The sequence below is a fragment of the Hydrogenophilus thiooxidans genome (assembly GCF_019049855.1).
Classification (GTDB): domain Bacteria; phylum Pseudomonadota; class Gammaproteobacteria; order Burkholderiales; family Rhodocyclaceae; genus Hydrogenophilus; species Hydrogenophilus thiooxidans.
Genome location: NZ_JAHLSY010000017.1, coordinates 1 through 23,665, shown reverse-complemented (window position 1 = coordinate 23,665; position 23,665 = coordinate 1). Strand labels below are relative to the sequence as shown.

The following is a 23,665-nucleotide window of genomic DNA, read 5'->3' as shown; positions in this document are numbered from 1 at the left end:
TCCTTTTCACACCAGCAAATCGCGCGCGCGCTGCAGCGCGTCGATCAACTGGTCGATCTCCGCAAAGGTGTTGTAGAACGCAAACGACGCGCGCGCGGTGGCCGGTACACCGAAAAAGGTCATCACCGGCATCGCACAATGGTGGCCAACCCGAATCGCCACGCCGTAGCGGTCGACGATCGTTCCCAAATCGTGGGGGTGGATGCCGTCGATGGTGAACGAGACCACCGCGGCCTTTTCGGGCGCACTCCCCACGATCTTGAGACCGGGTACCGTTTGCAGTCGCTCCGTTGCGTAGGTGAGCAATTCCTGTTCGTAGCGCAGCGCCGCGAGGCGGTCCAACCTTTCGAGGTATTCGATCGCTGCTTTGAGTCCAATCGCACCCGCGATGTGGGGCGTTCCGGCTTCGAAGCGCTGCGGCGGCGGTGCAAAGGTGCTTTTTTCGAACGAAACCGTACGGATCATGTCGCCGCCCCCTTGATAGGGCGGCATCGATTCCAGCAGCTCGGCTTTGCCGTAGAGCACGCCGATACCGGTCGGACTGAAGAGTTTGTGCCCGGAAAAGCAGTAGAAATCGGCGTCGAGCGCCTGCACGTCCACCGGCATATGGGGTACGGCCTGGGCGCCGTCGACCAGAACCGGGACACCGTGCTGGTGGGCGATCGCAATGAGCTCGGCCACCGGATTGATCGTGCCCAGCGCGTTCGAGACATGGGTCACGGCAACCAAGCGGGTGCGCGGCGTGATCAGCGCGGCGAGTTCCTCACTGTAGAGGACCCCGCTTTCGTCCATCGGGATTACCTTGAGGACGATCCCCGTGCGCGCTTGCAAGAGTTGCCACGGCACGATATTGGCGTGATGCTCCATCGCGGAAACGATCACTTCGTCGCCAGGCTGAAAGCGCGCGCCAAAACTCGTTGCGACGAGGTTGATCGCCTCAGTGGTGCCGCGGACGAAGACGATTTCGTTCGCGGAACGCGCGTTGAGGAACCGCCGTGCTGCTTCCCGCGCCGCTTCGTAGGCGATCGTTGCGCGCTCCGCAAGCGCATGGACACCGCGGTGGATGTTGGCGTTGTCGTGGCGGTAGAAATGGGCGATCGCGTCGATCACCGCGTTCGGTTTTTGGGTGGTTGCGGCATTGTCGAGATAGGCAAGCGGTTTGCCATGCACGGTTTGCGCCAAGATCGGGAAATCGGCGCGAACGGCTTCGACATCCCACGTGGTTACGCGCTGCGGTGCATTCATAGCTGCTCCTCCAGAATATCGCGGTCCGGGAGTCTGCCGACCAGCCGCTCCGTGAGATAGGTTTTGAGCGCAGGAAGCGTCACCGCTTCGACCACCGCTTCGGCAAAGGCAAAGATCAAGAGCGCGTCTGCTTCCTGAGGCGATAGCCCGCGGCTCAGGAGATAGAAGCGGGCGTCGCGATCGAGCTGGCCCACTGTCGCGCCGTGGCTACACGTCACGTCGTCGGTATAGATTTCGAGCTCTGGTTTCGCGTCGATCTCAGCACCAGGATGCAACAGCAGACTCTTCACCGATTGCTGCGCGTCGCTTTTCGCGGCGCCAGGTGCGACACGCACTTTTCCTTTGAAGACCCCACGACCCCGCTCCAAACCGATCAGGCGATACCGTTCGCGACTGGTCGTGGCCGCCGCTTCGTGAAAGAGGCGCGTATGGGTGTCGATGTGCTGACGCGCACCCACCAAATAGAGCCCTTCCAACTCCGCTACTGCTTCCGGTGCGTGAAGATGGACGTTGAAATCGTGACGGGCAAGGCGCCCCCCCAGTTGGATATTGAACGAGCGGTAACAGGCGTTCGCATCCACCGCAACGGCATGGGTCGCTATCTGCTGCACCGCGGCAGGGAGTTCCTGAACGACGTAATGGGTCAGTTGTGCGTTGCGCGCCAGGGTAATCTCCGATACGGCGTTGACAAAATGGCTACTGGCGGCGTCGCCGATCGCGTGCTCGATGAGGGTTGCCGACGCGCCCGCTTCAACGACGACGAGCAGCCGAGGGTGTACCGCCAAGGGAATCGACGCTCCTTCACCGGCAACGCCAGCGCTCACTTGCCAAACGATTTCGAGCGGCGTCGCCACGGGCGCGGTAATCCGCAGGCAAAGTCCGCCGCTTGCCAACGCGGTATTGAGATCGACGAACGACGAATGTTCGCTGGTGGCCAATGCAGCAAACCGTTCCTGCCAAAACGGGTCGGTCAACGCCACCGCCAATGGCAGCGCGGTTACCCCTTCGGGTGGCTCGTCGGGCGCGGCAACCAAGCGACCATCGACGAAACGCCATTGGCGCGCTTCACCGTGCGGCCATTCGAGCTCCGTCGGCGTCGTCTGCGGCAGCGCTTCCCCCACATCGGGCAGCGTGAACGCGCGATTGGCGATTCCCTGAACCGATGTGTACTTCCACTCCTCGTCGCGGCGCACCGGAAAACCACGCGACAAAAAACGCGCGCACGCGGCGCGTTGCCGTTCGGCCACGCTTTCGGGGAGCGTCGGTCGGTAGGTTTCGAGTTGGGCCACGAGCGGTTGGGCGATCACAGTCGGCGCGTTCATGCCGCTACCTCATCGATCAACCACTGATACCCTTTCGCTTCCAGTTCGTGCGCCAGGGTCTTGTCGCCAGAGCGGATGATCCGCCCCTGGTAGAGGACATGGATCACGTCGGGCTCGACATAGTCGAGCAACCGCTGGTAATGGGTCACCATCACGATGGCGCGGTTCGGGTCACGCAACCGGTTGATCCCGTCGGCGACGATTTTCAGCGCATCGATATCGAGCCCAGAGTCGATCTCGTCCAACAGCGCCAATTTCGGCTCGAGCACGAGCATCTGCAAGATTTCGTTGCGCTTCTTCTCCCCGCCCGAAAACCCGGAATTGACCGAACGGTGCAGGAACGATTCGTCCATCTTCATCAGGCGCATCTTTTCCCGCACCAACGCCATGAATTCGAACGCGTCGGCTTCCGGTTCGCCGCGGTGTTTGCGCATCGCGTTGTACGCCGCTTTGAGGAGGTAGACGTTCTTCACGCCCGGAATTTCGACAGGGTACTGGAAACTGAGCAGTAACCCTTCGCGCGCGCGAATCTCGGGTGCCATTTCGAGCAGGTCTTGCCCCAAATAGCGCACCGACCCCGCAGTGACTTCGTACCCGTCACGCCCGGCGAGCACCTGACAGAGCGTACTCTTCCCCGAACCGTTCGGTCCCATAATCGCATGGACTTCGCCGGCACGGACTGTCAGGTCCAAACCGTTCAAAATCGTTTTCCCATCGACCGCAGCGGTCAACCCTTTAACTTCCAACATCGGTATCACTCCCATCCGTTCCGTTCAGCCGACCGCGCCTTCCAGGCTGACCTGCATCAGTGCCTCGGCCTCGACGGCGAATTCCATCGGCAAATTGTTGAACACCTCTTTACAAAACCCATTGACGACGAGGTTCACGGCGTCCTCTTCCGAAAGCCCCCGCTGCTGGAGGTAGAAGATCTGATCTTCGGCGATTTTCGACGTCGTCGCTTCATGCTCGACCTGCGCGGAAGGGTTCGCCACCTCGATGTACGGGTAGGTATGGGCACCGCATTCGCCGCCGATCAACAGCGAATCGCATTGCGTGTAGTTGCGCGCCCCTTCGGCAGTGGGCAACACCTTGACGAGTCCACGGTAGGAGTTTTGAGCCTTGCCCGCGCTGATCCCTTTGGAGATGATGGTACTGCGGGTGCGTTTGCCGATGTGGATCATCTTCGTACCGCTGTCGATCTGCTGCCGGTGGTTACCCACCGCCACCGAATAGAACTCGCCGACCGAATCGTCGCCGCGCAAGATGCAGCTTGGGTATTTCCACGTGATCGCCGAACCGGCTTCGACCTGGATCCACGAAATTTTGCTGCGTGCGCCGCGGCATTCGCCCCGTTTGGTGACGAAGTTGTAGATGCCCCCGCGCCCCTCTTCGTCGCCAGGGTACCAGTTCTGTACCGTCGAATATTTGATCTCTGCCCCTTCGAGCGCGATCAATTCGACCACCGCAGCGTGCAATTGATTTTCGTCGCGCATCGGCGCCGTACACCCTTCGAGGTAGCTGACATAGCTCCCCTCGTCGGCGATGATCAATGTGCGCTCGAATTGCCCCGTGTCGCTCGCGTTGATCCGAAAATAGGTGGAAAGCTCCATCGGGCACCGCACCCCTTTCGGGATATAGACGAACGAACCGTCGGAAAAGACCGCCGAATTGAGCGCAGCAAAGAAGTTGTCGCCGGGCGGAACGACGGAACCCAAGTACTTCTGTACCAGTTCCGGATGTTCCCGAACCGCTTCCGAGAAAGAGCAAAAGATGATGCCGAGTTCTGCAAGCTTTTCGCGGTAGGTCGTTGCGACCGAAACGCTGTCGAACACCGCGTCAACGGCGACGCCAGCCAGACGCGCCCGTTCGTGCAAGGGCACACCCAATTTTTCATACGTTTCCAGCAATTTCGGGTCGACCTCGTCAAGGCTCTTCGGGCGATCTTTCGCCAGTTTGGGGGCCGCGAAGTACGAGATCGCTTGATAATCGATCGGCGGGTAGGCAACGTGTGCCCAATGGTGCGGTTCTTCCATCGTTTGCCATAGGCGAAACGCGTTGAGCCGCCATTCGAGCAGGAATTCGGGTTCCCCTTTGCGCGCCGAAAGCCGCCGAATCACGGTCTCATCGAGCCCGGGCGGAAAGACCTCTTCTTCGATCGCCGTTTCGAACCCGTATTTGTACTCACGAGCGACCAACGCCGCTACGTCATTTGTGCTCGTCATCGCACACTCCTTCTGATCTCACCACGCCACCGCGGCAACAGCCTGGCGATGGCGCTCGCGAATGCGGTCAATCGCCGCAAGCAAGCGAGCAATGTCCTCTGCCTGCGTGGTGGGGCCGGTGCTCACACGCACTGCCGCGCGCGCAGTCGCTTCTTCAACACCCATTGCGCGGAGCGTGTGCGAAGCACCCGGATGCGCACTGGAGCAAGCAGAGCCACTGGCAACGGCAAACCCTTCACGGTCGAGTTCGATCACCCAACTCTCGCCCACCTCTCCTGGGAACGCAAAGAAGGTGGTATTCGGTAACCGCTCGACCCCTGCGGAAAAGATGGTGGCACCGCGCGCCAGTAAGCCGGTTTCGAGTTGCTGTTGCAACGCCCGTGCATGTGCCGCCCACGCGCGCTGCGCGGAAACAACCACAGGAGCCACCGCCCCCAACGCAGCAATCGCCAGTCCATTTTCCGTGCCGGAGCGCCAACCCGATTCCTGCCCCCCGCCGGCAATGAGCGGGGCCCACTCGATGCGGCGATCGAAAACGAGTACCCCGACACCGATCGGCGCACCGATTTTGTGCCCAGAAAGCGTAAGCGCATCGACCCCGAGCGCCGCGAAGTCGAGCGGCAATTTGCCCCACGCCTGGACCGCATCACAATGGACGATCGCCCCGGCGGCACGCGCCTCGCGCGCTAGTTCCGCAACCGGTTGGATCACACCGCTTTCGTTGTTCGCCAACATCACCGAAACCAACGCAGGCCGTTGCGCCAAAACCGATTGCCAACCCTTTTCGTCGATTCGGCCTTCGGTGTCGACGGGAATCGTCGCTACGCGCCAGCCCAACCGCTGCAACTGCTTTGCGGGTTCGCGCACGCACGGGTGTTCGACTGCGCTCACCGCAATCAGACCGGGCTGCGATCGCGCCCAAGCCACCCCTTTCAGGAACGCGTTGTTGGCTTCTGAACCGCCACTTGTGAACACCACCTGATTCGGCATCACGCCCAGCGTTTCGGCGACACGATGGCGCACCGCTTCGATCGCAGCGCGAATCGCCTCCCCAAAGCGGTGCCGACTCGAGGCGTTTCCCCAGCGTTTTTCCGCAAGCCACTCCGCCAATACCTCCTCGGCTGCAGGATGTAACGGCGCAGACGCGTTCCAGTCGAGATAGATGGCGCTCATTTCCCGCTGCGTCGAATCGGCTTGATCTCACCGCGCACTACCTGGCCCAGGGTCACTGCGGAGAGGTATTCCGCGATCTTGACGTTGAGGTTTTCCCAGAGGTGATGCGTGGAGCAGATGTGGTCGTTGAGACAGTTTTCTTTTCCACCGCACCGGGTGGTATCGATCCCCTCATCGACCGCATCGACGATCTCCGCGATCGCAATTTCGTCCATCGAACGCGCCAACCGATAACCACCGCCCGGCCCCCGCGCACTCGTCACCAACCCGGCGCGGCGCAACCGCGCAAAGAGTTGCTCCAGATAGGAGAGCGAAATTTCTTGTCGTTCTGCGATCGTCGCAAGCGGCACGGGGCCTTCCCCTAGCTGTTGCGCCAGATCGACCATCGCGCTCACGGCAAAACGCCCTTTGGTCGTCAATTTCATGATGCGTCAATCCCTGTTTGTTCGATGGGGATACCGTACAATAATTGACTAAAAAAGTCAAGAATTGTTCCCTACCCCATCCATCGACTGACTTGTTGCGGATCGAAGTCGCGATCGGTGACAAACGCTTTTTCGTCCAACCGAATACCGGCCTCGGCCAGATGGTTTAGCAGCCGCTCGAACCGGCGATCCGATTCGATCATATGATCGAGCATCGCGTGCAAAGCTTTCACCAAAGGATCGTCGAGGTCCCGCGTGACACCGTATGCGGTAAAGCCAATCTCCTCGGCTTTGCGACGCCGCGCCTCCTCTTGTTCACAAGAGCCCTTCTCCCGACCGTTGGGCGTAATGATCCGCGCCGGATTGCCCACCGCGGTCGCTCCTGCCGGTACCGGTTTGACCACCACGGCGTTCGAGCCGATTTTGGCACCTTCCCCTACGGTGAACCCCCCCAAGACCTTTGCGCCCGCGCCAACCACTACGCCGCGTTCGAGCGTCGGATGGCGTTTCGTTCCTCGGTAGAGACTCGTTCCCCCGAGCGTGGCACCCTGGTAGATCGTGCAATCGTCGCCCACTTCAGCGGTTTCGCCGATCACCACCCCCATCCCGTGGTCGATGAAGACGCGGCGACCGATCTTCGCGCCCGGGTGGATCTCGATCCCCGTGAGCCAACGCGAAAGATGGCTAAGAAAACGCGCCAGCCAGCGCCAGTTGCGTTGCCAGAGCGCGTGCGCCAGGCGATGGATCCAGACCGCATGCAAACCGGGGTAACAGGTCAGCACCTCCCAACGCGTTCGCGCAGCGGGGTCCCGTTGCAAAATCGCATTGATGTCTTCGCGAATCTGTTCGATCCAGCCCATCGCTGACCCAATAGTTGATCGGATTGGTCGATTATACCCCGTGATGGTCGTTTAGCCGGCGCGCACACGCTTTCAAAAAGCCACGCAAAATGTTGGCTTCGGCTCGCTCCAGGCGCGAACGGTGCAACCAGCGTCGCAGCCGCGCTTCGAGTCGCTTAGGCGTTGTCGGATCATAAAAATCGACCGCGGCCGCAACTTCCAGAAAGTGGGCGACAACCCCCTCGATTTCGGCCAGGGTGCACGGCATCGTATCGGGATCGGGTACTACGGCATAGGGAAGCGAACGCGCGTCGTTGGCTTCCGATAACCTTTGCGCCAGCACATAGGCGGCAATCTGCACCGCCGCAGCGAGATTGAGCGAGGCGTATTGAGGATTGGCCGGTATCGCCACCGGTACGGAACACCGCCAGACTTCGTCGTTGCGTAGCCCGTGGGCTTCGTTGCCGAACACCAGTGCGACGCGCGCCGCGGGGTTGTCCTCCAAGAGGGCGCGCACCTCTTGGGAGAGCGTCTCTGGTGTCCGAAAATCGACCACGTATTCGCGCGAACGCGCCGTGAATGCTGCCGCAAAGACCGTATCGGCAAGCGCTGCATCCAACGTCTCCACTACCCGCGCCTGAGCCAAGAGATCGGCAGCGCCACTTGCCCGCGCGATCGCAGTGGGATCGCACGGATCCGCAACCGGCGCCACCAAAACCAATCGGGAAAAACCCATCGTTTTGAGCGCACGCGCCGCGGCACCGATATTCCCGGGATGCTGGGGGCGAACCAGAACGAAATCGACGCGATCGCGCACCTGCTAAAATCCCCTTTGGTTTTCTGTACCGTGATTGTCTCACGCTTTTCGAGAAGGACGCCACACTCATGATCGTTCACCCGACGCTCAACATCGCGATCAAAGCCGCGCGTCGTGCGGCGCAAATCATCAACCGCGCCGCTTTGCAACTGGAGCGGCTGACCATCGAACGCAAAGCCCACAACGACTTCGTCACCGAGATCGATCGTGCGGCCGAGACCGCGATCATCGAAACGATCCGCGAAGTTTTCCCGGACGACCGCATCTTGGCCGAAGAGTCTGGCACTTCCGGAGTGGAATCGGAAGGCAGCGAATGGATCATCGATCCGCTCGATGGAACCACCAATTTCATCCACGGCTTGCCGCAGTTCGCGATCTCGATCGCGGTGCGTCGCCACGGGGTGCTCGAACATGCGGTCGTCTTCGACCCGAGCCGCAACGAACTCTTCTGCGCCTCGCGCGGCAGCGGCGCCTACCTGAACGAACGGCGCATCCGGGTCAGCCGGCTTGACCGCTTGAGTGACGCGCTGATCGGCACCGGTTTCCCGTTTCGCCAAGGACAGGATCTCGACACCTATTTGGCGATCCTCAAGGCATTGATGCGGAAAACCGCAGGGCTGCGCCGCCCCGGAGCGGCGTCGCTCGATCTTTGCTACGTGGCGTGCGGCCGTTACGACGGTTTCTTCGAATCCGGGCTCAGCCCTTGGGATATCGCGGCAGGCGCGCTGATCGTTCAAGAGGCCGGAGGTTTCGTGACCGATTGGCAAGGCACCGAACATTTTTTGGAAACCGGGGCGGTCGTTGCCGGCAACCCCAAGGTCTTCGCCGCGCTCATTGCGGAGATCCAAAAGCAACTTACCCACCGCGCTTGAGGCGGATTTCGCTGTCCACAAAAACTGTGGATAATTTTGTGGAACATTTGCCGAAAACGCGAACAAAAGGCGAAAGCAAGCGGCAACGAACAGATCGCATCACTTTTGACCACATTATGAAATCTATAAAAATCAATAACTTAGAAAAAATCGCATGGAATCAGGCTGCTCGTTCGCGTGGTGGGCGCCAGATAAGCACCCGAGTTCCCCACTGGGGATTTTTTCACCCATGAACACCGCGCCAAAGCGTCCTGACGCCCCGTTGGCGGCGCATACGCCGATGATGCGGCAGTACCTCGAACTCAAGGCACAGCATCCGCAAGCGCTACTCCTCTTTCGCATGGGGGACTTCTACGAGCTTTTCTACGAGGACGCCGCAACTGCAGCACGGGTGCTCGATCTCACGTTGACGACGCGAGGCCAGTCGGCTGGGGAACCGATCCCGATGGCCGGCATCCCCTACCATGCGCTCGAAAACTACCTGGCGCGGCTGGTTCGCGCCGGCTACGTCGTCGCAATCGCCGAACAGTTCGGCGACCCAAACGGCAAAGGGCCGATGACCCGTGCGGTCACTCGGATCGTCACTGCAGGAACCTTAACCGAGGCCGGTTTGCTCGACGAACGGCGCGACGCCCCGGTCGTCGCGCTCGCGCCAGGAAAAGGACGCAACCGATCCCGTTGGGGGATCGCCGTGCTCACCCTCTCTTCCGGTCGGTTCGCCGCGTTCGAATGTTTGGAAGCGACCCTGGAATCACACCTCGAACGCCTGCAACCCGCCGAATTGTTGTTCCCCGACGATTGCACACTGCCCTTCACCCCGGCGACTGCCGTTCGCCCCCTTCCCCCGTGGCGATTCCACGTCACGCGCGCGTTCGCTACTTTGACGGAACATTTTGGCGTAGCCGACCTTGCTGCGTTCGGTTTCTCACCCGAAGAAACGCCGCTTGCGATCACCGCGGCGGGGGTGGCGCTCGCTTTTGTCGCGGAAACCCAGAAAACAGCGTTGCTGCACATCACGACCTTGGCGCGGGAAACCACGGAGCAGTACCTCGCGCTCGACCCCACCACGCGCCGCAATTTGGAATTGACCGAAACGTTGCGGGGGGAAGCGTCCCCCACCCTGCTGTCGACGTTGGATTTTACCCAAACCGCGATGGGGAGCCGTTGGCTGCGGCACGCGCTGCACCACCCACTACGAAACCGCTCTGAGATCTTACGGCGACAGACACTGATCGCGTTTTGGCGTAACGACGCACCACTGCGGCAAAGGGCGAACGAATGCCTGCGCCGGATTGCCGACCTGGAGCGGATAGCCACCCGTATCGCGCTGGGATCGGTTCGGCCGAAAGAACTCGCCGCGGTGCGGGACGCAGCTGAGCCAGTCGCGCACCTCGTTGCGCTTCTCCCCACTGCTGAGGCCGACCCGATCTGGGCGCGCACGCTCGAAGCACTGCCACTACCCAACGAACTCGTTGCGAAACTGAATGCCGCGCTCGTTGCCGACCCGCCGCTCCTTGCGCGCGATGGCGGCATCTTTGCACCGGGGTACGACGCAGAACTCGACGAACTGCGCGCGTTGCGTGCCGACAGTGGAGCCTTTCTGCTGGCGTTGGAAGCCCAGGAACGGGAACGCACCGGTATTCCCAACCTGAAAGTGGAATTCAACCAAGTCCATGGCTACTACATCGAGGTGAGCAAAAGCCACCTCGACAAAGTCCCGGCATCGTACCGGCGACGGCAGACGCTCAAGAACGCCGAACGCTTCATCACCCCTGAGTTGAAAGCGTTCGAAGAGCGCGCACTCGCCGCCCAAGAGCAGGCGCTCGCACGCGAACGGTTGCTCTACGCAGCGCTGATCGACTGGCTCAAACCGTTCGTCCCTGCCCTGCAAAAAGCCGCTGCGGCACTCGCTGAGCTCGACGCGTTGCTTTCGCTTGCCCATGCTGCGGAAACCTTCGATTGGCATCCGCCGACCTTCGTCGACACACCCACGCTCTCGTTTCAAGCCCTACGCCACCCGGTGGTGGAACGGCAAGTCGAGCGTTTCATCCCCAACGACCTCGTGCTCGACAGCGCGACGCGACGTTTGCTCCTCATCACCGGCCCCAATATGGGGGGAAAATCGACCTATATGCGTGCCGTAGCGCTCGCAACGCTCCTTGCGCACGTCGGCAGTTTCGTCCCGGCGAAAGCGGCGACGATTGGCCCCATCGACGCGATCTACACCCGCATCGGCGCCTCGGACGACCTCGCTTCCGGGCGCTCCACCTTCATGGTCGAAATGAGTGAAGCAGCGTACATCTTGCGCCATGCCGGACCCCACAGTTTGGTTTTGATGGACGAGGTGGGGCGCGGCACCTCAACGTTCGACGGCATGGCGCTCGCGCACGCAATCGCTTGGCACCTGCATGAAAAGAACCGTTCCCTCACGCTCTTTTCCACCCACTACTTCGAACTGACGGAGTTGGCCGAAACCCTCTCGGCGTGCGCCAACGTCCATGTGGCTGCCGCCGAATATCGCGGGCGCATCGTGTTTTTGCACGAAGTGCGCGAAGGTCCCGCCAGCCAAAGCTACGGACTGCACGTAGCGGCACTCGCGGGCCTCCCCCGTGAGGCGCTTGCCACAGCACGGCGCGTACTCACGACGCTCGAGCGGCAACGCCACCAGGCACCACCGGGACAGCTTTCGCTCTTCGACGCCAGCGACGCGACCGCAGACGAACCCCATCACACCCCCGCCCCGCAGCAGGTCCTGCAATGGCCGGAGTGGCTCATACCGTTGGCTGAAAAAGACCCGAAAACGCTTCCGCTCGCCGAAGTCGTGGAGCTACTCGAGCGTCTGCACGAACTCCTTTCCCACACCCGACAGCCCGCTTCCTGACGTTAGGAAGCAGGCACTGGCGTCGGTTGAGCACGCCACACGGTTCGACCGTTGCTCGCCTTGTCGATCTCATCGAGGATCACTTCATGCGCCGCCAATTCGTCGGGGGTAACGGTCACCTTGGCAAGGACCAGAGTGGCAGGTCGTTGCCACTGCGTCGCGGCGTGGGACGCCCCGTGCGCGTCGCCGATCGCCTCGATCAGAAGCGACTCTTGGCCGCGGGTCATCGCCAGATAGACTTCGGCCAAGAGCTCCGCATCCAAAAGCGCGCCGTGTAACGTCCGGTGCTGATTGTCGATTCCGTAGCGTTCGCACAACGCGTCGAGCGACGCACGCTTCGTTGGGTCGTTCGTTTTCGCCAGCTTGAGGGTATCGACGATCTCGGCTGCAACCGCTTCGACCGTCATCTCCAACCCCACCCGCCGCAGTTCGGCGTTGAGAAAACCCAAATCGAACGATGCGTTGTGAATCACCACCACCGCATCGCGCAAAAAATCGAGCAGAGCTGGCGCAACGTCCGCAAACTTCGGTTTGTCCGCGAGGAACTCGGCGGTAATCCCATGGACCGCAATCGCACCGGCGTCGATCTCCCGCTCCGGATTGATATATTTATGAAAATGGCGGCCCGTGAGCTGGCGACCCACGATCTCGACCGCGCCGATCTCGATCACCCGATCCCCGCGCTTCCAATCGAGCCCGGTCGTTTCCGTGTCCAACGTCACGATGCGCTGCATAGCCTTACCTTCTTTCGTCCGTTTTGCCTTTTCGCATAGCCTCGATCGCCTGGCGCGCCAACCGATCGGCCAACTCGTTTCCCGCAACGCCGTCGTGCCCTTTTACCCAGCACCAGGTAATCGGAAGTTGCGTGGCCAAATCATCGAGCCGCTCCCAAAGATCGCGATTGGCCACCGCATGACCCGACGCCGTCCGCCACTGCCGCGCTTTCCAGCGTGGTAACCACTCGGTGACCCCTTTCTGCACGTACTGGCTATCCGTATAGATCGTCACTGGAACGGGGCGCTTCAGCGCTTCGAGCGCAGCGATCACCGCCTGCAGCTCCATGCGGTTGTTGGTGGTGTGCGCTTCGCTCCCTGAGAGTTGCCGCTCGCGCCCACGCCAGCGCAACACAGCCCCCCACCCGCCCGGCCCCGGGTTGCCGGAGCAGGCGCCATCGGTGTAAATGATCACCGAATCATCCATCACGGGCTTCCGTCTGATTGAGGGTCGAAACGGGGCGTTGAGCCGCAAGGCGCGTTGCGCGCAAGTGTAGCTTTTGCCGCCAGAGGGGCTCGATCAGACGCACGCCGGCTACCCGCTTGATCGCCTCGAGAAGATAGACCGAACCGAGCGCGGGAAACCAGCGGTCCCCGGCCCATTCCCAGTGCTGCACCCAACGCGCGCGCTGCGCCCGTGGGCAATAGACGCCAAAGCGACCCAATCGCGTCTCGAACCCCAGCACCCGAAGGTGGTCACGCAAGCGGGGCACCGAAACCGTCGGCAACCGCGGCAACCACCCACTCAAGCGCCACGGAGACCAGGGATTGAACGCCACCCAATAGAGCCGCCCCTCGGGAACCAACACGCGATCGATCTCGCGCAATACCGCGAACGGATCGTGCGCAACCGACCAGACGAATGGCGCCAGCACACAGTCGAGCGAACTGCTCGCAAACGGCAGTTGCTCAAACTCGGCACGCACAGCCGCACCCTCTGGCGCCACAGACCACCCCCAACGCACACGGCACATCGCCAGCGCATCAAACGGCAACGTCCCCAGCTGAATCGCGTAAAATCCTACGGCGTCGGTCAAAAACAGGGGGAATTGGGCCTTCAGCCACTCACAGACCCGTACGCCAGAGGGCGACGCAAACCACTGCGCCAATTGCGCTTGAGGAGATTCATCCATGACACACGAACTGCAACGGGTTCCCATCCCGGCATTTGCCGACAATTACGTCTGGATTGTACATGACGGTGGATGCGCACTCGCGGTCGACCCGGGGGACGCGCAACCGGTGCGCCGTTGGTTGGCGGAACAAAACGTTACGCTCAAGGCGATCCTGATCACCCACCACCACGCCGACCACACCGGCGGCGTGGTCGAATTGGCCGAAGAGACAGGAGCGACGATCTTCGGCCCCGCAAACGAGCCCTTACCGCGCTGCGACATGCCGCTGCAAGGCGGCGAAGTAATCGAATCCCCAGGCGATGTGCCCATCACACTCAACGTGATCGCGGTGCCTGGGCACACCCGCGGGCACATCGCCTATTATGGCAATGGGTGGCTTTTTTGCGGCGACACCCTCTTTTCCGCGGGCTGTGGCCGCCTCTTCGAAGGGAGCGCCGAGCAGCTTTTCGCGTCGCTCGAACGCCTCAAAGTCCTGCCGGATGCCACCGAAGTCTGCTGCGCCCACGAATATACCTTGAAAAATTTGGCCTTTGCCGAATGGGTCGAACCCGACAACAATGCGATTCGCGATTATCGCGCATGGTGCGAATCGCGGCGCGCCGCAAACGCGCCGACGCTGCCGTCGACGATCGAACGAGAAAAAGCGGTCAATCCTTTTTTCCGGGTCGATAGCCCGACAATAGGCAACCGCTTAGCGGAACATTTTGGCACAACCCCGCAGACCCCCATCGAGCGCTTTCGCCTGCTACGCGCCTGGCGTGACCGCTTCTGATTCACCGCGCAGGACCGCGGCGGGCAATACCACGGCGCGGTTGCGCCCTGCCGCTTTCGCGCGGTAAAGGGCGCGATCGGCAAGGTCGAGCAGCACCGCAGGCGAATCGACGCCGACGGTTTTCCCGGGTAACGCGCTTGCGCCGCCGATCGACACCGAGATCGTCTGGCCGATCGGGGAATCGGGGTGCGGGATACGGAGTGCTGCCACTGCAGCCCGCATCCGCTCGGCAACGATCTTCCCCCCTTCGTCGTCGACTTCAGGTAACACCGCAGCGAACTCTTCGCCCCCATACCGCGCCAAAAGATCCCCCGGACGCTGCAATGCCCCAGAAAGCGCCTGCGCGACCCGTTTCAACGCATCGTCGCCGGCCAAATGGCCACGTGAATCGTTGTACCGCTTGAAGTAATCGACGTCAAACAGCAACAAAGTCAGCGGTTTTTCGAGCCGCGCGCAGCGCCGCCACTCCTCAGAAAGCCGCGCGTCGAACGCGCGCCGGTTCGCCACCCCGGTGAGCCCATCGACATGGACCATCTCTTGTAATCGGCGATTTGCCTCATCGAGCCGCTGCGTCAAAAGCAGTAAGCTCTTCTGCGCTTGCGCCAAGCGCTGCATCGCCCGCAATTTTGCGGTGAGCACGACCGGGGAGATCGGTTTCGTCAGGTAGTCGTCGCCGCCTGCAGAGAGCCCCGCTTCGATCGCCGCGTCGTCATGTTTTGCCGAGAGATAGATCACCGGCGTCCACTCCCCGTCGCGTTCCTGCGCGCGAATGCGGCGCGCCACCTCGATCCCGTCGATTCCCGGCAAAAGGATATCCAAGAGCACGATATCGGGACGCTCGCGGACGAACGCGGCAACGCCCTCTTCCCCATTTTTGGCGACGATCGCGTCAAAGCCAAGCGCTTCGAGATGACGGACCAGCACCGCTGCGGTCGTTGCCGTATCCTCCACCACCAGAACTTTCATCTCCTCCCCCTCTGGCGGGTACTCTTAGCCTTCGTGCGGATGGCCGTGCGCGCGCTCTTCTTGAGTGGCAGGACGGACCGCTGCAATCTCGATTTCGAAGATGAGCGCCTGCCCAGCGAGGGGATGGTTACCGTCGATCACTACCTTCCCTTCGGCAATATCGGTAATCCGATAGATCACATCTTCCTCACCCGCTTCGCTCACCCGCTCGAACGCCATCCCCACTTCGATATGCTCCGGGAACAGCGAAGCATCTTCGACCAACACCAGGTTTTCATCATAATCGCCGAACGCCTCTTCGGGCTGTAATTTCACGGTGAATTTCTCGCCGACGGCTTTGTCGTGAATCAGCTCCTCCAACCGGGGAAAGATGCCGTCATAACCACCGTGCAGATAGACGAGCGGCTCCTTTCCGTCGTCGATCACATTCCCGTCGGTATCAAACACCCGATAGTTGAGGGTGACCACCGTATCTTTCGTTACCCGCATCGTTTTTCTCCGAAACCATGCGAGCGATTGTATCAGCTCTGCTACAATTACCCGCATGAACCGAGCGTTTCTCACTCCGCGGCAAGAGGCGATCCTGCGCTTTCTTACCCGCTTTCACAACGAACACGGCCGGCCGCCCACACGTCAGGAGCTGTGTGCAGCCTTCGGCTTTCGCTCGCCCAACGCAGCGCAATGCCATCTGCAAGCACTCGCGGAAAAAGGGTTGATCGCGATCGACCGCGGCCGCGCCCGCGGGATTCGTCTTCTGGTTGCCGCAGAGGCGGTGCTGGACGCCGAACGCGGACGCACCGCTTCACCCGCAGCGGAGGGAGCAGCAAACAGCCTCGATGACGCTGGGTTACCCGTGATCGGTAAGGTAGCTGCAGGCGCCCCGATCCTTGCTACCCCCCATATCGAAGCGTACCACCCAATCGCTCCCACTGCGTTTCGTCCTCGCGCCGACTACCTGCTGCGCGTGGTCGGTGACAGTATGATCCATGCCGGGATCCTCCCAGGCGACCTCGTCGCCGTTCGGCAAACACCGGAAGCTCCGTCTGGGGCGATCGTGGTTGCGCGTATCGACGACGAGGTCACCGTCAAACGACTGGTTCGGCGCAATTCCGAAACGATCGAACTGTACCCAGAAAATCCCGCTTACGCCCCGATCCGAATCGACCCGACGCGCCATCACTTCGCACTGGAAGGGGTCGTGGTCGGGCTCGTGCGGCCGTCACTTTCCTGAACCCAGCGCTTGCCCATCTCGTTTTCTCCTGCTTGTGCGGTGAACCACGCGCGGCGACGCGCCGCAACCGAAGGGGTAAGCCGCTGCCGCATCGTCAACCGAACCGCTTTGATCGCAGGTTCACCGAGTGTCACGCGGCATTCGCGCAACACCCCTTCGCGGAAAAAATGGAGCGAAACCGTATCTCCTGGGCGGTACCGCCGCAAGAGCGGCTCCCAATCACTTAACGTGACGCGAACGCGCTCCACCGCAATCACCTCATCGCGCGGCGCCAGGCCAGCCCGTTCGCCAGCACCCCCCGCAAGGACCTGCGCAACCAGCAGACGCCCCGCGTTGCGCTCCTGCTCCTCCCACCGCACCCCCAGGTCCGGTAGCGTATCGCGTTCGACCTCAACCTCGAGCCCCAAGCGATGGGCAAGCTTGGTGAGGGGTTCAGGCTGCGCGGTCGCAACCTGCTTCAGAAGCCAGCGCGCAAGCCGCGGCCCGCCATGACGCGCTACCGCAGCGAAGATCTCCCGTTCGGAAACGCCTTGCTCGTCCCGACCGTATCGGTGCCACAACTCAAGCAGCACCGCGTCGAGCGAACTGCCGCGAAGACGCAATTGCCAATCGAGCGCGCAGGCAACCAGCGCCCCCAACGTGTAATAGTTGGCAAACAGGCTTGCGCTGTGCGCGTGGGGGCGATAAAACTTGATCCACGCATCGAACGACGCGTCAGCAAGCGGTTGTACCTGGTTGCCCGGATTTTTTAGGACACGCGTCAGATCCTCCGACAACAGCCGCAGGTAGGCCACGTCGTCGATGATCCCGGCACGGCGCAAAAAGAGGTTATCGTAATAAGCGGTCCACCCCTCGAAAAGCCAAAGAAGTGTCGTTGGCTGTTCGCGAAAATAGTCATAGCGCTGGTAGGCACGGGGACGCAACCGTTTGACCACCCATGCGTGGAAATACTCATGGCTGAACAACCCCAAGAGCTTGAGGTAATCGGCGCTCGCTTCCCCCATCCCTACCCACGGCAGATCACACCGGGCAGCGAGCAAAACCGAACTGCAGCGGTGTTCCAGTCCACCATACCCGTCGTCGGTGAGATGCAGGTGAAAAAGATAGCGCGAAAAAGGGACGGTACCGAAAAAATCGGCCTGCGCTTGGCAAATTCGCTTCAGATCGGCAATCAGTCGAGCCTCGTCGAAGGGGATCTCAGCCCCCGTGCAGACCAACTCATGCGCAACCCCTGCAACCGTAAAACCGAGTCGGCGCAGCGGCCCGATCGTCACCGGCGTATCGACCAATTCGTGGTAATTGCGCGCCGTGTAGGTACCGAAACCCCGCGCATCGACCGTTTCGGGGCACAAAGTCGTCGCCACCGTCCATTCGGGGTAAGCAACCACCGCTTCGAAGGTAACCCGACACGGCACATCGAGAGACGACTCGGGAACGACGAAAAGACTGGTCCCGTTGAGTAACGCGCGGTCACTGCTCAAAAAGGCCTCACGCACCGAAAGATCGTAGGCCCAGACGGTATAACAGACAGTAACGCGATCGCCCGCCGCAACACGAGCAATCGTCCAGCGGTTTTTGGCTACTTTTTCTGCGAAGCTGCGGCGTGCGCTACCCTTTTTCGACGTTATGGTCACCGAAAGGGCGCTCAGATGACGGGCGAACTCACGGACCAGGTAGGAGCCAGGAATCCAGACCGGCAACGACAGCGAAACCGTGCCACTGCATGGTACAGAAAAAGTGAGCGACACATGGATCAGATGATCGTCTGGATTGGGAAAGGAAACGTGATAATCGAGCATCGTCATTCGTCTGCTGTGAGCCAAATCAAACGGTTACGTCCTTCCGCTTTTGCCCGATAGAGCGCGCGGTCGGCCCGGGCCAATACGTCGTCGAACGATTGATCCGACGGACCAACCTCCGTGACCCCGATGCTGCAGGTGTACTGAATGAGATGACCGGAAAAGGTCACGCGACGCAGACGAACCGCGCGCAAGAGCCGCTCGAACGCGCTCAGCGGGCGTTCGGGCGGTGCGACCAACGGCATCACGACACCGAACTCCTCACCGCCCAGACGCCCCATCGCATCCATGGTACGGAGATGGGTCCGCAACAGATCGGCGAAATCACGCAGTACCGCGTCACCTGCGCTGTGCCCAAAGGTGTCGTTGATCCGTTTGAAATGGTCGAGATCGATGAGCGCCACCGCCGCACGCTCGTGAAAAACGCTGCGTACGATCCGCGCAAATGCCGCCTCAGCCCGCTCCATAAATGCCCGGCGGTTCGGAAGACCTGTGAGCACATCGGTCAAAGCCAACTGGCGCAACTGCTGCTCGAGCGCAACCCGTTCGGTGATCTCATGCAACACGAAGACCGTAAAACGCTCGTGCGACGTTGGCGACGTAAACGGCGTGACAATTTGCTCAACCCACCGGGTCGCCCCCTCTTTGGCACCCAGCGCAATGGCCCCCTGGCGCCGATTCGCATCGGGTAGAGCACTGCAACTGAAAAAATGCTGGATCGGTTGCCCCAGCAATTCGGCCTCTTGGCGCGCAAACAGCTGCTCGGCCGCCGGATTCACCCAAATGATCCGATCTTCGGCATCGCAGACCACCGTAGCCACCGGAGAACGGATCACCGCCTCGGAAAGAAGCTCCTTCCACGCAGTCTCCTCCATCTCAGCGGTCACGTTGCGACACACACCGATTCCGTAGGACGCACGCCCCGTTTGGGGATCGCGCTGTGTGATGCGCCCCCGATCTTCCAACCAGCACCAGCCCCCCTGCTCGGTACGAATCCGGTAGCGTTCGCAGTAAGAGTCACACAACCCTTTGACGAGCGCAATCAGGCTATTGCGCACCCGGGCCCAATCGTTTGGATGGACTCGCGCGCGCCAATCGGCAAAGGTCAGGGTAACGCCCTCACCGTTTTTTACAGCAAGGCCGATCCATCCCGCCCAACGGGCATCGAGCGTCGCCCGTTCGGTGCGAAAATCGAGTTGCCAAAGCGCCAGATCTGCTGCTGCGAGCGCCCAAAAGGCGCGTTCGAAACTGGGTTCCATGTCACACATCAGGCGCGAGGCGACAACACCCCCATCGCCTCACCTTCCTGATACAACGCCCGGGCAAACGCCTTCCAAACGGGGCCACCGTGCAGCTCAACCCCCTCTTGGGCACTATGCGCCATGAGGTGCAACATCAATTGGCTCAACCCCGCCAATTCGGCCAAAACCCGCTCCTGCAGTTTGGCGGAATATAGCCAACGCTGCAACGTTTCGCGATCCTGACAGTGAAAAATTTCCCGCGCCAAACGGTGTAGCGCCGCGCCATCCTTCCAATTGACCCCTAACGCGATCAATTTGGAAGCAATCGCATGTTCCAAGAGCGCCACATCGTTTTGCCACTCAGAATGGACCATCATCGCCCCTTTTGGTGAACCTCTACCCAGCGCATTTTACCCGGAATCCCATCTGCACCAGATTTTTTTTGCGATAATGCCCACTCTCTAGGTGCTGGAGTACGTTGATGAGCGCGCGCATCGAAGAGCCGCTTGCCGACGCGGCGAGTTGGGCCGATTGGTTCCGCAGCCAAATTGCCACGTTACCTTTATTGCGCCAGACGAAACGCAAGATCGACGAAGCAGCGGCTCATGCTGCCGAAATCAACATTCACCAGTTGGCCGAGGCCGTCATCGGGGATCCGTTGCTCACCCTACGCACGTTGGTCCAACTCCAGGAACGAAAAAAAGGCGAAACGCGGGAATTGGCGTCGATCACCAGCGCGCTGATGATGATCGGAATCCAGCCCTTTGTGCGCCAAATCCAAGCGCTTCCCACGGTAGAATCCATCCTAGTCGATTCCACCGTCGCCCTCAAATGGTTACTCTCTCGTGTTGCCAGGGCGCGGAAAGCCGCGCATTACGCGCACGATTGGGCCGTGCTTCGCCGTGACATCAATGCCGAAGAGGTAACGGTGGCAGCGCTTCTCTACGAAATCAACGAGATCCTTCTTTGGCTTTTTGCGCCCAAATTAATGTTGTTGCTGCTTTCCCTACGCAAGCGCTTTCCCACTCACCCCATCGAGGTGCTCCAACGCAAAGTCTTCAATACCACCGATCTGGAACTGCGTGATGCGGTGATTGCTCGCTTGAACCTCCCCACCATCCTGAAAGAGCTGATGAACCCCAACAACGAGGAAAATCCGCGCACCCGTACGGTATTGCTCGCCACTCGCCTTGCGCGCCACCTCAGCCGAAAAGGGTGGGAACACCCCAAGCTGGAGAGCGATATCGAAGCGATTGAACAACTGGTGCACCTCAACCGCGAGTTGCTCCTACGTCGTTTGGGTGCGCCTTACGAAGTCTGGCCCCGCTTTGGCGTACCCGTTCCGCCAACTTCCGAATCGGCCGACAACTCCATGAAAGGAACCGCAACGCCATGATCGACTCCGATACCCTCAAAGCCGAAATTGCCCGTAATGTCGCAGCCGCGCTCGCGGAAGACATCGGAACGGGCGACCTCACCGCAAAGCTGATCGATCCCGAAAAAGAGGCGCGTGGACGGCTGATCAGTCGCGAACCCGCGATCCTCTGCGGCCAAGCGTGGTTCGAGGCCGCTTTTCGGTTTTTGGAGCCCGAAGCGATGATCCTTTGGTTCGTCCGCGAAGGGGAAAGAATCGAACCCAATCAGCCAGTGTGTGAAATCGAATCGCGCGCGCGCACGCTGCTGACCGCCGAACGAACGGCGCTCAACTTCTTACAACTCCTTTCGGGCGTGGCGACGCAAGTCCACCGCTATTGCCGCGCAGTGGAAGGCACCGCGGCAAAAATCGTCGATACGCGTAAAACCATACCGGGGTTACGGCTTGCGCAAAAATATGCGGTGCAGGTTGGCGGCGGCACCAACCACCGTATAGGCCTCTATGACGGCATTCTCATCAAAGAAAACCACATCATCGCTGCAGGCGGCATTCGTCAAGCGTTGGAAGCGGCTCAGAGAATCGCCCCGTCGAACGTCTTCGTTCAGATCGAAGTAGAGACGCTTGCGCAACTTCGTGAGGCGCTCGCGTGCGGCGCGAAAATGATCCTCCTTGACAACATGTCGCTAGAAGATATGGCCGAAGCGGTCCGCATCACGCAAGACCGCGCAGAGCTCGAAGCGTCAGGCGGCGTCGATCTCGAACGCGTTCGTCAGATTGCCGCGATTGGCGTTCATCGCATCTCGATCGGCCGTCTGACCAAAGACATCCGCGCGATCGATTTTTCACTGCGTCACGTCGAAATTTAGCCGCGCCCTCCCAGTGCATGCGCTTCGAGATAGCGCCGCACCGCCTGCACGTCGGCAGGCAACTCGGTCACCCGCTGCGGCGCCGCTTCGATCCCTTCGAACGGCGCGGGTCGTGGCGGCGCAAAACCCACCGCCTCTTCAATCGTTTCGGCAAATTTCGCCGCTTGCGCGGTTTCGAGCACGACGATGGGATAGCGGGAATCGGCCACCTGCTGCGCGACGCGAACCCCATCTGCCGTGTGTGGATCGATCAAGATACGGTACCGCGTCCAGATCGAGCGAATCGTTGCCACACGTCCTTCGTGGGTGTTCGCGCCGGAGACAAACCCGAAGCGGCCAATCGTCGCCCAATAAGGGGTCGTTTTGAGATCGAACGCCCCCGTTTCACTCAACTGACGCCACAACGCCGTGAGGGCTTGCGGATCGCGCCCGACCAGATCGAAAACGAACCGCTCGAAATTGGACGCTTTCGAAATGTCCATCGATGGGCTAGAGGTGACAAACGTTTCGTCGGATCGACGAGGACGATAGACGCCGGTGCGGAAAAATTCGTCCAAGACATCGTTTTCGTTGGTCGCCAAAACGAGTTGCGCGATCGGCAACCCCATCATCCGGGCGATATGGCCAGCCAGAATATTGCCAAAATTACCGCTCGGAACCGCAAAACTCACAGGATCGCCAATGCGTTCGACCGCCTGGAAATAACCCGCAAAGTAATAAACCACCTGTGCCGCAATACGGGCCCAGTTGATCGAATTGACCGCCCCCAAACGGTATTGGGTCTTGAATGGCTGGTCCGAACCCAGCGCCTTGACCACATCCTGGGCGTCGTCAAATGTACCCTGGATGGCAATATTGTGGATGTTCTCATCCAAGAGGCTATACATCTGCGCCCGTTGAAATGGGCTCATCCGTCCCGCTGGCGACAACATGAAGACGCGAATACGCGCACGCCCGCGCATCGCATGTTCAGCAGCGGAACCGGTGTCGCCGGAGGTTGCCCCAAGAATATTGAGATAGCTGTCGCTTCGGGTCAGGACATATTCAAACAGCGCACCCAAGAACTGCATCGCCATGTCTTTGAACGCAAGCGTCGGGCCGTTTGAAAGCTCGAGGATCCCAAAGCGCCCAGGCTCCAACCAGGTTAGCGGTGCGACCCGCGCAGCCCGAACCGACTCGCGTGCATACGGGTAGCGCCCTGCGTGATAGGTTTCCAGAACGAGTTTCGCAAGATCGTCAGAAGGGATTTCGGGCGCGAATGCCGAAAGGATCGTATAGGCCAACTCCGCATACGGCATCGCGACCATCTGTTGGAGCGCCGCAAGGGAAAATTGCGGATAGTGCTCAGGTACGTAAAGACCACCGTCACTGGCCAGACCTTCGAGAAGAATCTCGGTAAATTGCCGTTGAGGTGCTTGACCGCGGGTCGATAGGTATTGCACGAGTCCCTCGCATCCAAAGAAAAGTTGCGGCGAATTATACGCGAAGGTTTTCCGCCCGATGAAGCGTAAACACCAAACGCCCATCAGTTTGATGGGCGTTTTGGCGTATGGGGTGTTGAGTTAGGATGTTTTGAGCTCGGTTGCTGAGCTGAGTTGCTGAGTTGTTGATTTGAGTCTGACGATGACCTACTTTCCCGAGGAGTGTTCCTCAGTATCATCGGCGCTGCCTTGTTTCACGGTCCTGTTCGGGATGGGAAGGCGTGGTGCC

The 23,665-nt window shown here is 60.5% G+C and carries 23 protein-coding genes and 1 rRNA gene; 6 read left to right on the top strand and 18 right to left on the bottom strand.

Annotation, left to right across the window (positions count from 1 at the left end; genetic code table 11):
* Positions 1–6 precede the first annotated feature (6 nt).
* From KUL93_RS08585 to KUL93_RS08550, 8 genes are all read right to left on the bottom strand, one after another.
* Positions 7–1,245, bottom strand: coding sequence for a cysteine desulfurase (locus KUL93_RS08585; protein ID WP_217126641.1), 1,239 nt, complete (start codon positions 1,243–1,245; stop codon positions 7–9).
* On the bottom strand, positions 1,242–2,567 hold the full coding sequence (gene sufD / locus KUL93_RS08580) for a Fe-S cluster assembly protein SufD (protein WP_217126640.1): 1,326 nt from the start codon (positions 2,565–2,567) through the stop codon (positions 1,242–1,244). The genes KUL93_RS08585 and sufD overlap by 4 nt, the downstream gene beginning before the upstream one ends.
* Positions 2,564–3,316 (bottom strand): Fe-S cluster assembly ATPase SufC, encoded by a 753-nt coding sequence (sufC, locus tag KUL93_RS08575; RefSeq protein ID WP_283249607.1) that lies wholly within the window; start codon positions 3,314–3,316, stop codon positions 2,564–2,566. Before sufC ends, sufD begins: the two co-directional genes overlap by 4 nt.
* Positions 3,317–3,340: 24 nt before the next feature.
* A complete protein-coding gene (gene sufB, locus KUL93_RS08570; protein WP_217126639.1) occupies positions 3,341–4,789 on the bottom strand; it encodes a Fe-S cluster assembly protein SufB in 1,449 nt (482 codons plus the stop codon).
* 18 nt (positions 4,790–4,807) lie between these two features.
* Positions 4,808–5,962 (bottom strand): cysteine desulfurase family protein, encoded by a 1,155-nt coding sequence (locus KUL93_RS08565; RefSeq protein ID WP_217126638.1) that lies wholly within the window; start codon positions 5,960–5,962, stop codon positions 4,808–4,810.
* Positions 5,959–6,387 (bottom strand): Rrf2 family transcriptional regulator, encoded by a 429-nt coding sequence (locus tag KUL93_RS08560; protein ID WP_217126637.1) that lies wholly within the window; start codon positions 6,385–6,387, stop codon positions 5,959–5,961. The genes KUL93_RS08565 and KUL93_RS08560 overlap by 4 nt, the downstream gene beginning before the upstream one ends.
* A gap of 71 nt (positions 6,388–6,458) precedes the next feature.
* A complete protein-coding gene (gene cysE, locus KUL93_RS08555) occupies positions 6,459–7,247 on the bottom strand; it encodes a serine O-acetyltransferase (RefSeq protein WP_217126636.1) in 789 nt (262 codons plus the stop codon).
* 31 nt (positions 7,248–7,278) lie between these two features.
* Positions 7,279–8,043, bottom strand: coding sequence for an RNA methyltransferase (locus KUL93_RS08550; protein WP_217126635.1), 765 nt, complete (start codon positions 8,041–8,043; stop codon positions 7,279–7,281).
* A 68-nt stretch (positions 8,044–8,111) separates the two neighbouring features.
* Between KUL93_RS08550 and KUL93_RS08545 the strand changes: the two genes are divergently transcribed.
* The gene (locus KUL93_RS08545; RefSeq protein ID WP_217126634.1) at positions 8,112–8,915 is read left to right on the top strand and encodes an inositol monophosphatase family protein; all 804 of its coding nucleotides are present in this window, start codon (positions 8,112–8,114) and stop codon (positions 8,913–8,915) included.
* 229 nt (positions 8,916–9,144) lie between these two features.
* Positions 9,145–11,796: a DNA mismatch repair protein MutS gene (gene mutS / locus KUL93_RS08540; RefSeq protein ID WP_217126633.1), complete on the top strand. Its 2,652-nt coding sequence runs from the start codon at positions 9,145–9,147 to the stop codon at positions 11,794–11,796.
* A 2-nt stretch (positions 11,797–11,798) separates the two neighbouring features.
* On the opposite strand, the gene dnaQ is transcribed toward mutS, so the two are convergent.
* From dnaQ to KUL93_RS08525, 3 genes are read right to left on the bottom strand one after another with little or no spacing between them, the layout of a single operon-like run.
* On the bottom strand, positions 11,799–12,530 hold the full coding sequence (dnaQ, locus tag KUL93_RS08535; protein ID WP_217126632.1) for a DNA polymerase III subunit epsilon: 732 nt from the start codon (positions 12,528–12,530) through the stop codon (positions 11,799–11,801).
* A 4-nt stretch (positions 12,531–12,534) separates the two neighbouring features.
* Positions 12,535–12,999: a ribonuclease HI gene (rnhA, locus tag KUL93_RS08530; RefSeq protein ID WP_346731680.1), complete on the bottom strand. Its 465-nt coding sequence runs from the start codon at positions 12,997–12,999 to the stop codon at positions 12,535–12,537.
* Positions 12,989–13,702: a class I SAM-dependent methyltransferase gene (locus KUL93_RS08525; RefSeq protein WP_217126630.1), complete on the bottom strand. Its 714-nt coding sequence runs from the start codon at positions 13,700–13,702 to the stop codon at positions 12,989–12,991. The genes rnhA and KUL93_RS08525 overlap by 11 nt, the downstream gene beginning before the upstream one ends.
* On the opposite strand from KUL93_RS08525, the gene gloB reads away from it, so the two are divergent.
* Entirely contained in the window at positions 13,701–14,477 is a 777-nt protein-coding gene (gloB, locus tag KUL93_RS08520) for a hydroxyacylglutathione hydrolase (protein WP_217126629.1), read from the top strand. The genes KUL93_RS08525 and gloB overlap by 2 nt on opposite strands.
* Here gloB and KUL93_RS08515 read toward each other — a convergent pair.
* Positions 14,451–15,443, bottom strand: a complete 993-nt coding sequence (locus KUL93_RS08515; RefSeq protein WP_217126628.1) for a diguanylate cyclase domain-containing protein — start codon at positions 15,441–15,443, stop codon at positions 14,451–14,453. The genes gloB and KUL93_RS08515 overlap by 27 nt on opposite strands.
* Before the next feature lie 24 nt (positions 15,444–15,467).
* Entirely contained in the window at positions 15,468–15,932 is a 465-nt protein-coding gene (locus KUL93_RS08510; RefSeq protein ID WP_217126627.1) for an FKBP-type peptidyl-prolyl cis-trans isomerase, read from the bottom strand.
* Between the two features lie 55 nt (positions 15,933–15,987).
* On the opposite strand from KUL93_RS08510, the gene lexA reads away from it, so the two are divergent.
* Positions 15,988–16,674 carry a transcriptional repressor LexA gene (lexA, locus tag KUL93_RS08505; RefSeq protein WP_217126626.1) on the top strand — a complete coding sequence of 229 codons (687 nt, stop codon included), beginning with the start codon at positions 15,988–15,990 and terminating at the stop codon, positions 16,672–16,674.
* Here lexA and KUL93_RS08500 read toward each other — a convergent pair.
* From KUL93_RS08500 to KUL93_RS08490, 3 genes are read right to left on the bottom strand one after another with little or no spacing between them, the layout of a single operon-like run.
* Entirely contained in the window at positions 16,620–18,479 is a 1,860-nt protein-coding gene (locus KUL93_RS08500; protein WP_217126625.1) for a M61 family metallopeptidase, read from the bottom strand. The two genes, lexA and KUL93_RS08500, sit on opposite strands and share 55 nt — an antisense overlap.
* Positions 18,476–19,732: a sensor domain-containing diguanylate cyclase gene (locus tag KUL93_RS08495; protein ID WP_217126624.1), complete on the bottom strand. Its 1,257-nt coding sequence runs from the start codon at positions 19,730–19,732 to the stop codon at positions 18,476–18,478. Before KUL93_RS08495 ends, KUL93_RS08500 begins: the two co-directional genes overlap by 4 nt.
* Positions 19,733–19,740: 8 nt before the next feature.
* A complete protein-coding gene (locus KUL93_RS08490) occupies positions 19,741–20,091 on the bottom strand; it encodes a hypothetical protein (protein WP_217126623.1) in 351 nt (116 codons plus the stop codon).
* A 104-nt stretch (positions 20,092–20,195) separates the two neighbouring features.
* Here KUL93_RS08490 and KUL93_RS08485 point away from each other — a divergent pair, with 104 nt between their 5' ends.
* Both KUL93_RS08485 and nadC read left to right on the top strand, forming a co-directional pair.
* Positions 20,196–21,110: an HDOD domain-containing protein gene (locus KUL93_RS08485; RefSeq protein ID WP_217126622.1), complete on the top strand. Its 915-nt coding sequence runs from the start codon at positions 20,196–20,198 to the stop codon at positions 21,108–21,110.
* On the top strand, positions 21,107–21,955 hold the full coding sequence (gene nadC, locus KUL93_RS08480; RefSeq protein ID WP_249419384.1) for a carboxylating nicotinate-nucleotide diphosphorylase: 849 nt from the start codon (positions 21,107–21,109) through the stop codon (positions 21,953–21,955). The genes KUL93_RS08485 and nadC overlap by 4 nt, the downstream gene beginning before the upstream one ends.
* On the opposite strand, the gene thrC is transcribed toward nadC, so the two are convergent.
* Together thrC and rrf are read right to left on the bottom strand one after the other, a co-directional pair.
* Positions 21,952–23,397 (bottom strand): threonine synthase, encoded by a 1,446-nt coding sequence (thrC, locus tag KUL93_RS08475; RefSeq protein ID WP_217126621.1) that lies wholly within the window; start codon positions 23,395–23,397, stop codon positions 21,952–21,954. The genes nadC and thrC overlap by 4 nt on opposite strands.
* Before the next feature lie 173 nt (positions 23,398–23,570).
* A 5S ribosomal RNA gene (gene rrf, locus KUL93_RS11815) occupies positions 23,571–23,665 on the bottom strand; the annotation flags it as partial.

Coding starts and splice junctions, on each gene's coding strand:
- cysE (WP_217126636.1), bottom strand. CDS start 7,247: ATGGGCTGGATCGAACAGATTCGCGAAGACATCAATGCGATTTTGCAA.
- sufB (WP_217126639.1), bottom strand. CDS start 4,789: ATGACGAGCACAAATGACGTAGCGGCGTTGGTCGCTCGTGAGTACAAA.
- KUL93_RS08560 (WP_217126637.1), bottom strand. CDS start 6,387: ATGAAATTGACGACCAAAGGGCGTTTTGCCGTGAGCGCGATGGTCGAT.
- sufC (WP_283249607.1), bottom strand. CDS start 3,316: ATGTTGGAAGTTAAAGGGTTGACCGCTGCGGTCGATGGGAAAACGATT.
- KUL93_RS08490 (WP_217126623.1), bottom strand. CDS start 20,091: ATGATGGTCCATTCTGAGTGGCAAAACGATGTGGCGCTCTTGGAACAT.
- KUL93_RS08515 (WP_217126628.1), bottom strand. CDS start 15,443: ATGAAAGTTCTGGTGGTGGAGGATACGGCAACGACCGCAGCGGTGCTG.
- sufD (WP_217126640.1), bottom strand. CDS start 2,567: ATGAACGCGCCGACTGTGATCGCCCAACCGCTCGTGGCCCAACTCGAA.
- KUL93_RS08500 (WP_217126625.1), bottom strand. CDS start 18,479: ATGACGATGCTCGATTATCACGTTTCCTTTCCCAATCCAGACGATCAT.
- KUL93_RS08585 (WP_217126641.1), bottom strand. CDS start 1,245: ATGAATGCACCGCAGCGCGTAACCACGTGGGATGTCGAAGCCGTTCGC.
- nadC (WP_249419384.1), top strand. CDS start 21,107: ATGATCGACTCCGATACCCTCAAAGCCGAAATTGCCCGTAATGTCGCA.
- KUL93_RS08525 (WP_217126630.1), bottom strand. CDS start 13,702: ATGGATGAATCTCCTCAAGCGCAATTGGCGCAGTGGTTTGCGTCGCCC.
- gloB (WP_217126629.1), top strand. CDS start 13,701: ATGACACACGAACTGCAACGGGTTCCCATCCCGGCATTTGCCGACAAT.
- KUL93_RS08495 (WP_217126624.1), bottom strand. CDS start 19,732: ATGGAACCCAGTTTCGAACGCGCCTTTTGGGCGCTCGCAGCAGCAGAT.
- KUL93_RS08565 (WP_217126638.1), bottom strand. CDS start 5,962: ATGAGCGCCATCTATCTCGACTGGAACGCGTCTGCGCCGTTACATCCT.
- KUL93_RS08510 (WP_217126627.1), bottom strand. CDS start 15,932: ATGCGGGTAACGAAAGATACGGTGGTCACCCTCAACTATCGGGTGTTT.
- KUL93_RS08485 (WP_217126622.1), top strand. CDS start 20,196: ATGAGCGCGCGCATCGAAGAGCCGCTTGCCGACGCGGCGAGTTGGGCC.
- mutS (WP_217126633.1), top strand. CDS start 9,145: ATGAACACCGCGCCAAAGCGTCCTGACGCCCCGTTGGCGGCGCATACG.
- dnaQ (WP_217126632.1), bottom strand. CDS start 12,530: ATGCAGCGCATCGTGACGTTGGACACGGAAACGACCGGGCTCGATTGG.
- KUL93_RS08545 (WP_217126634.1), top strand. CDS start 8,112: ATGATCGTTCACCCGACGCTCAACATCGCGATCAAAGCCGCGCGTCGT.
- lexA (WP_217126626.1), top strand. CDS start 15,988: ATGAACCGAGCGTTTCTCACTCCGCGGCAAGAGGCGATCCTGCGCTTT.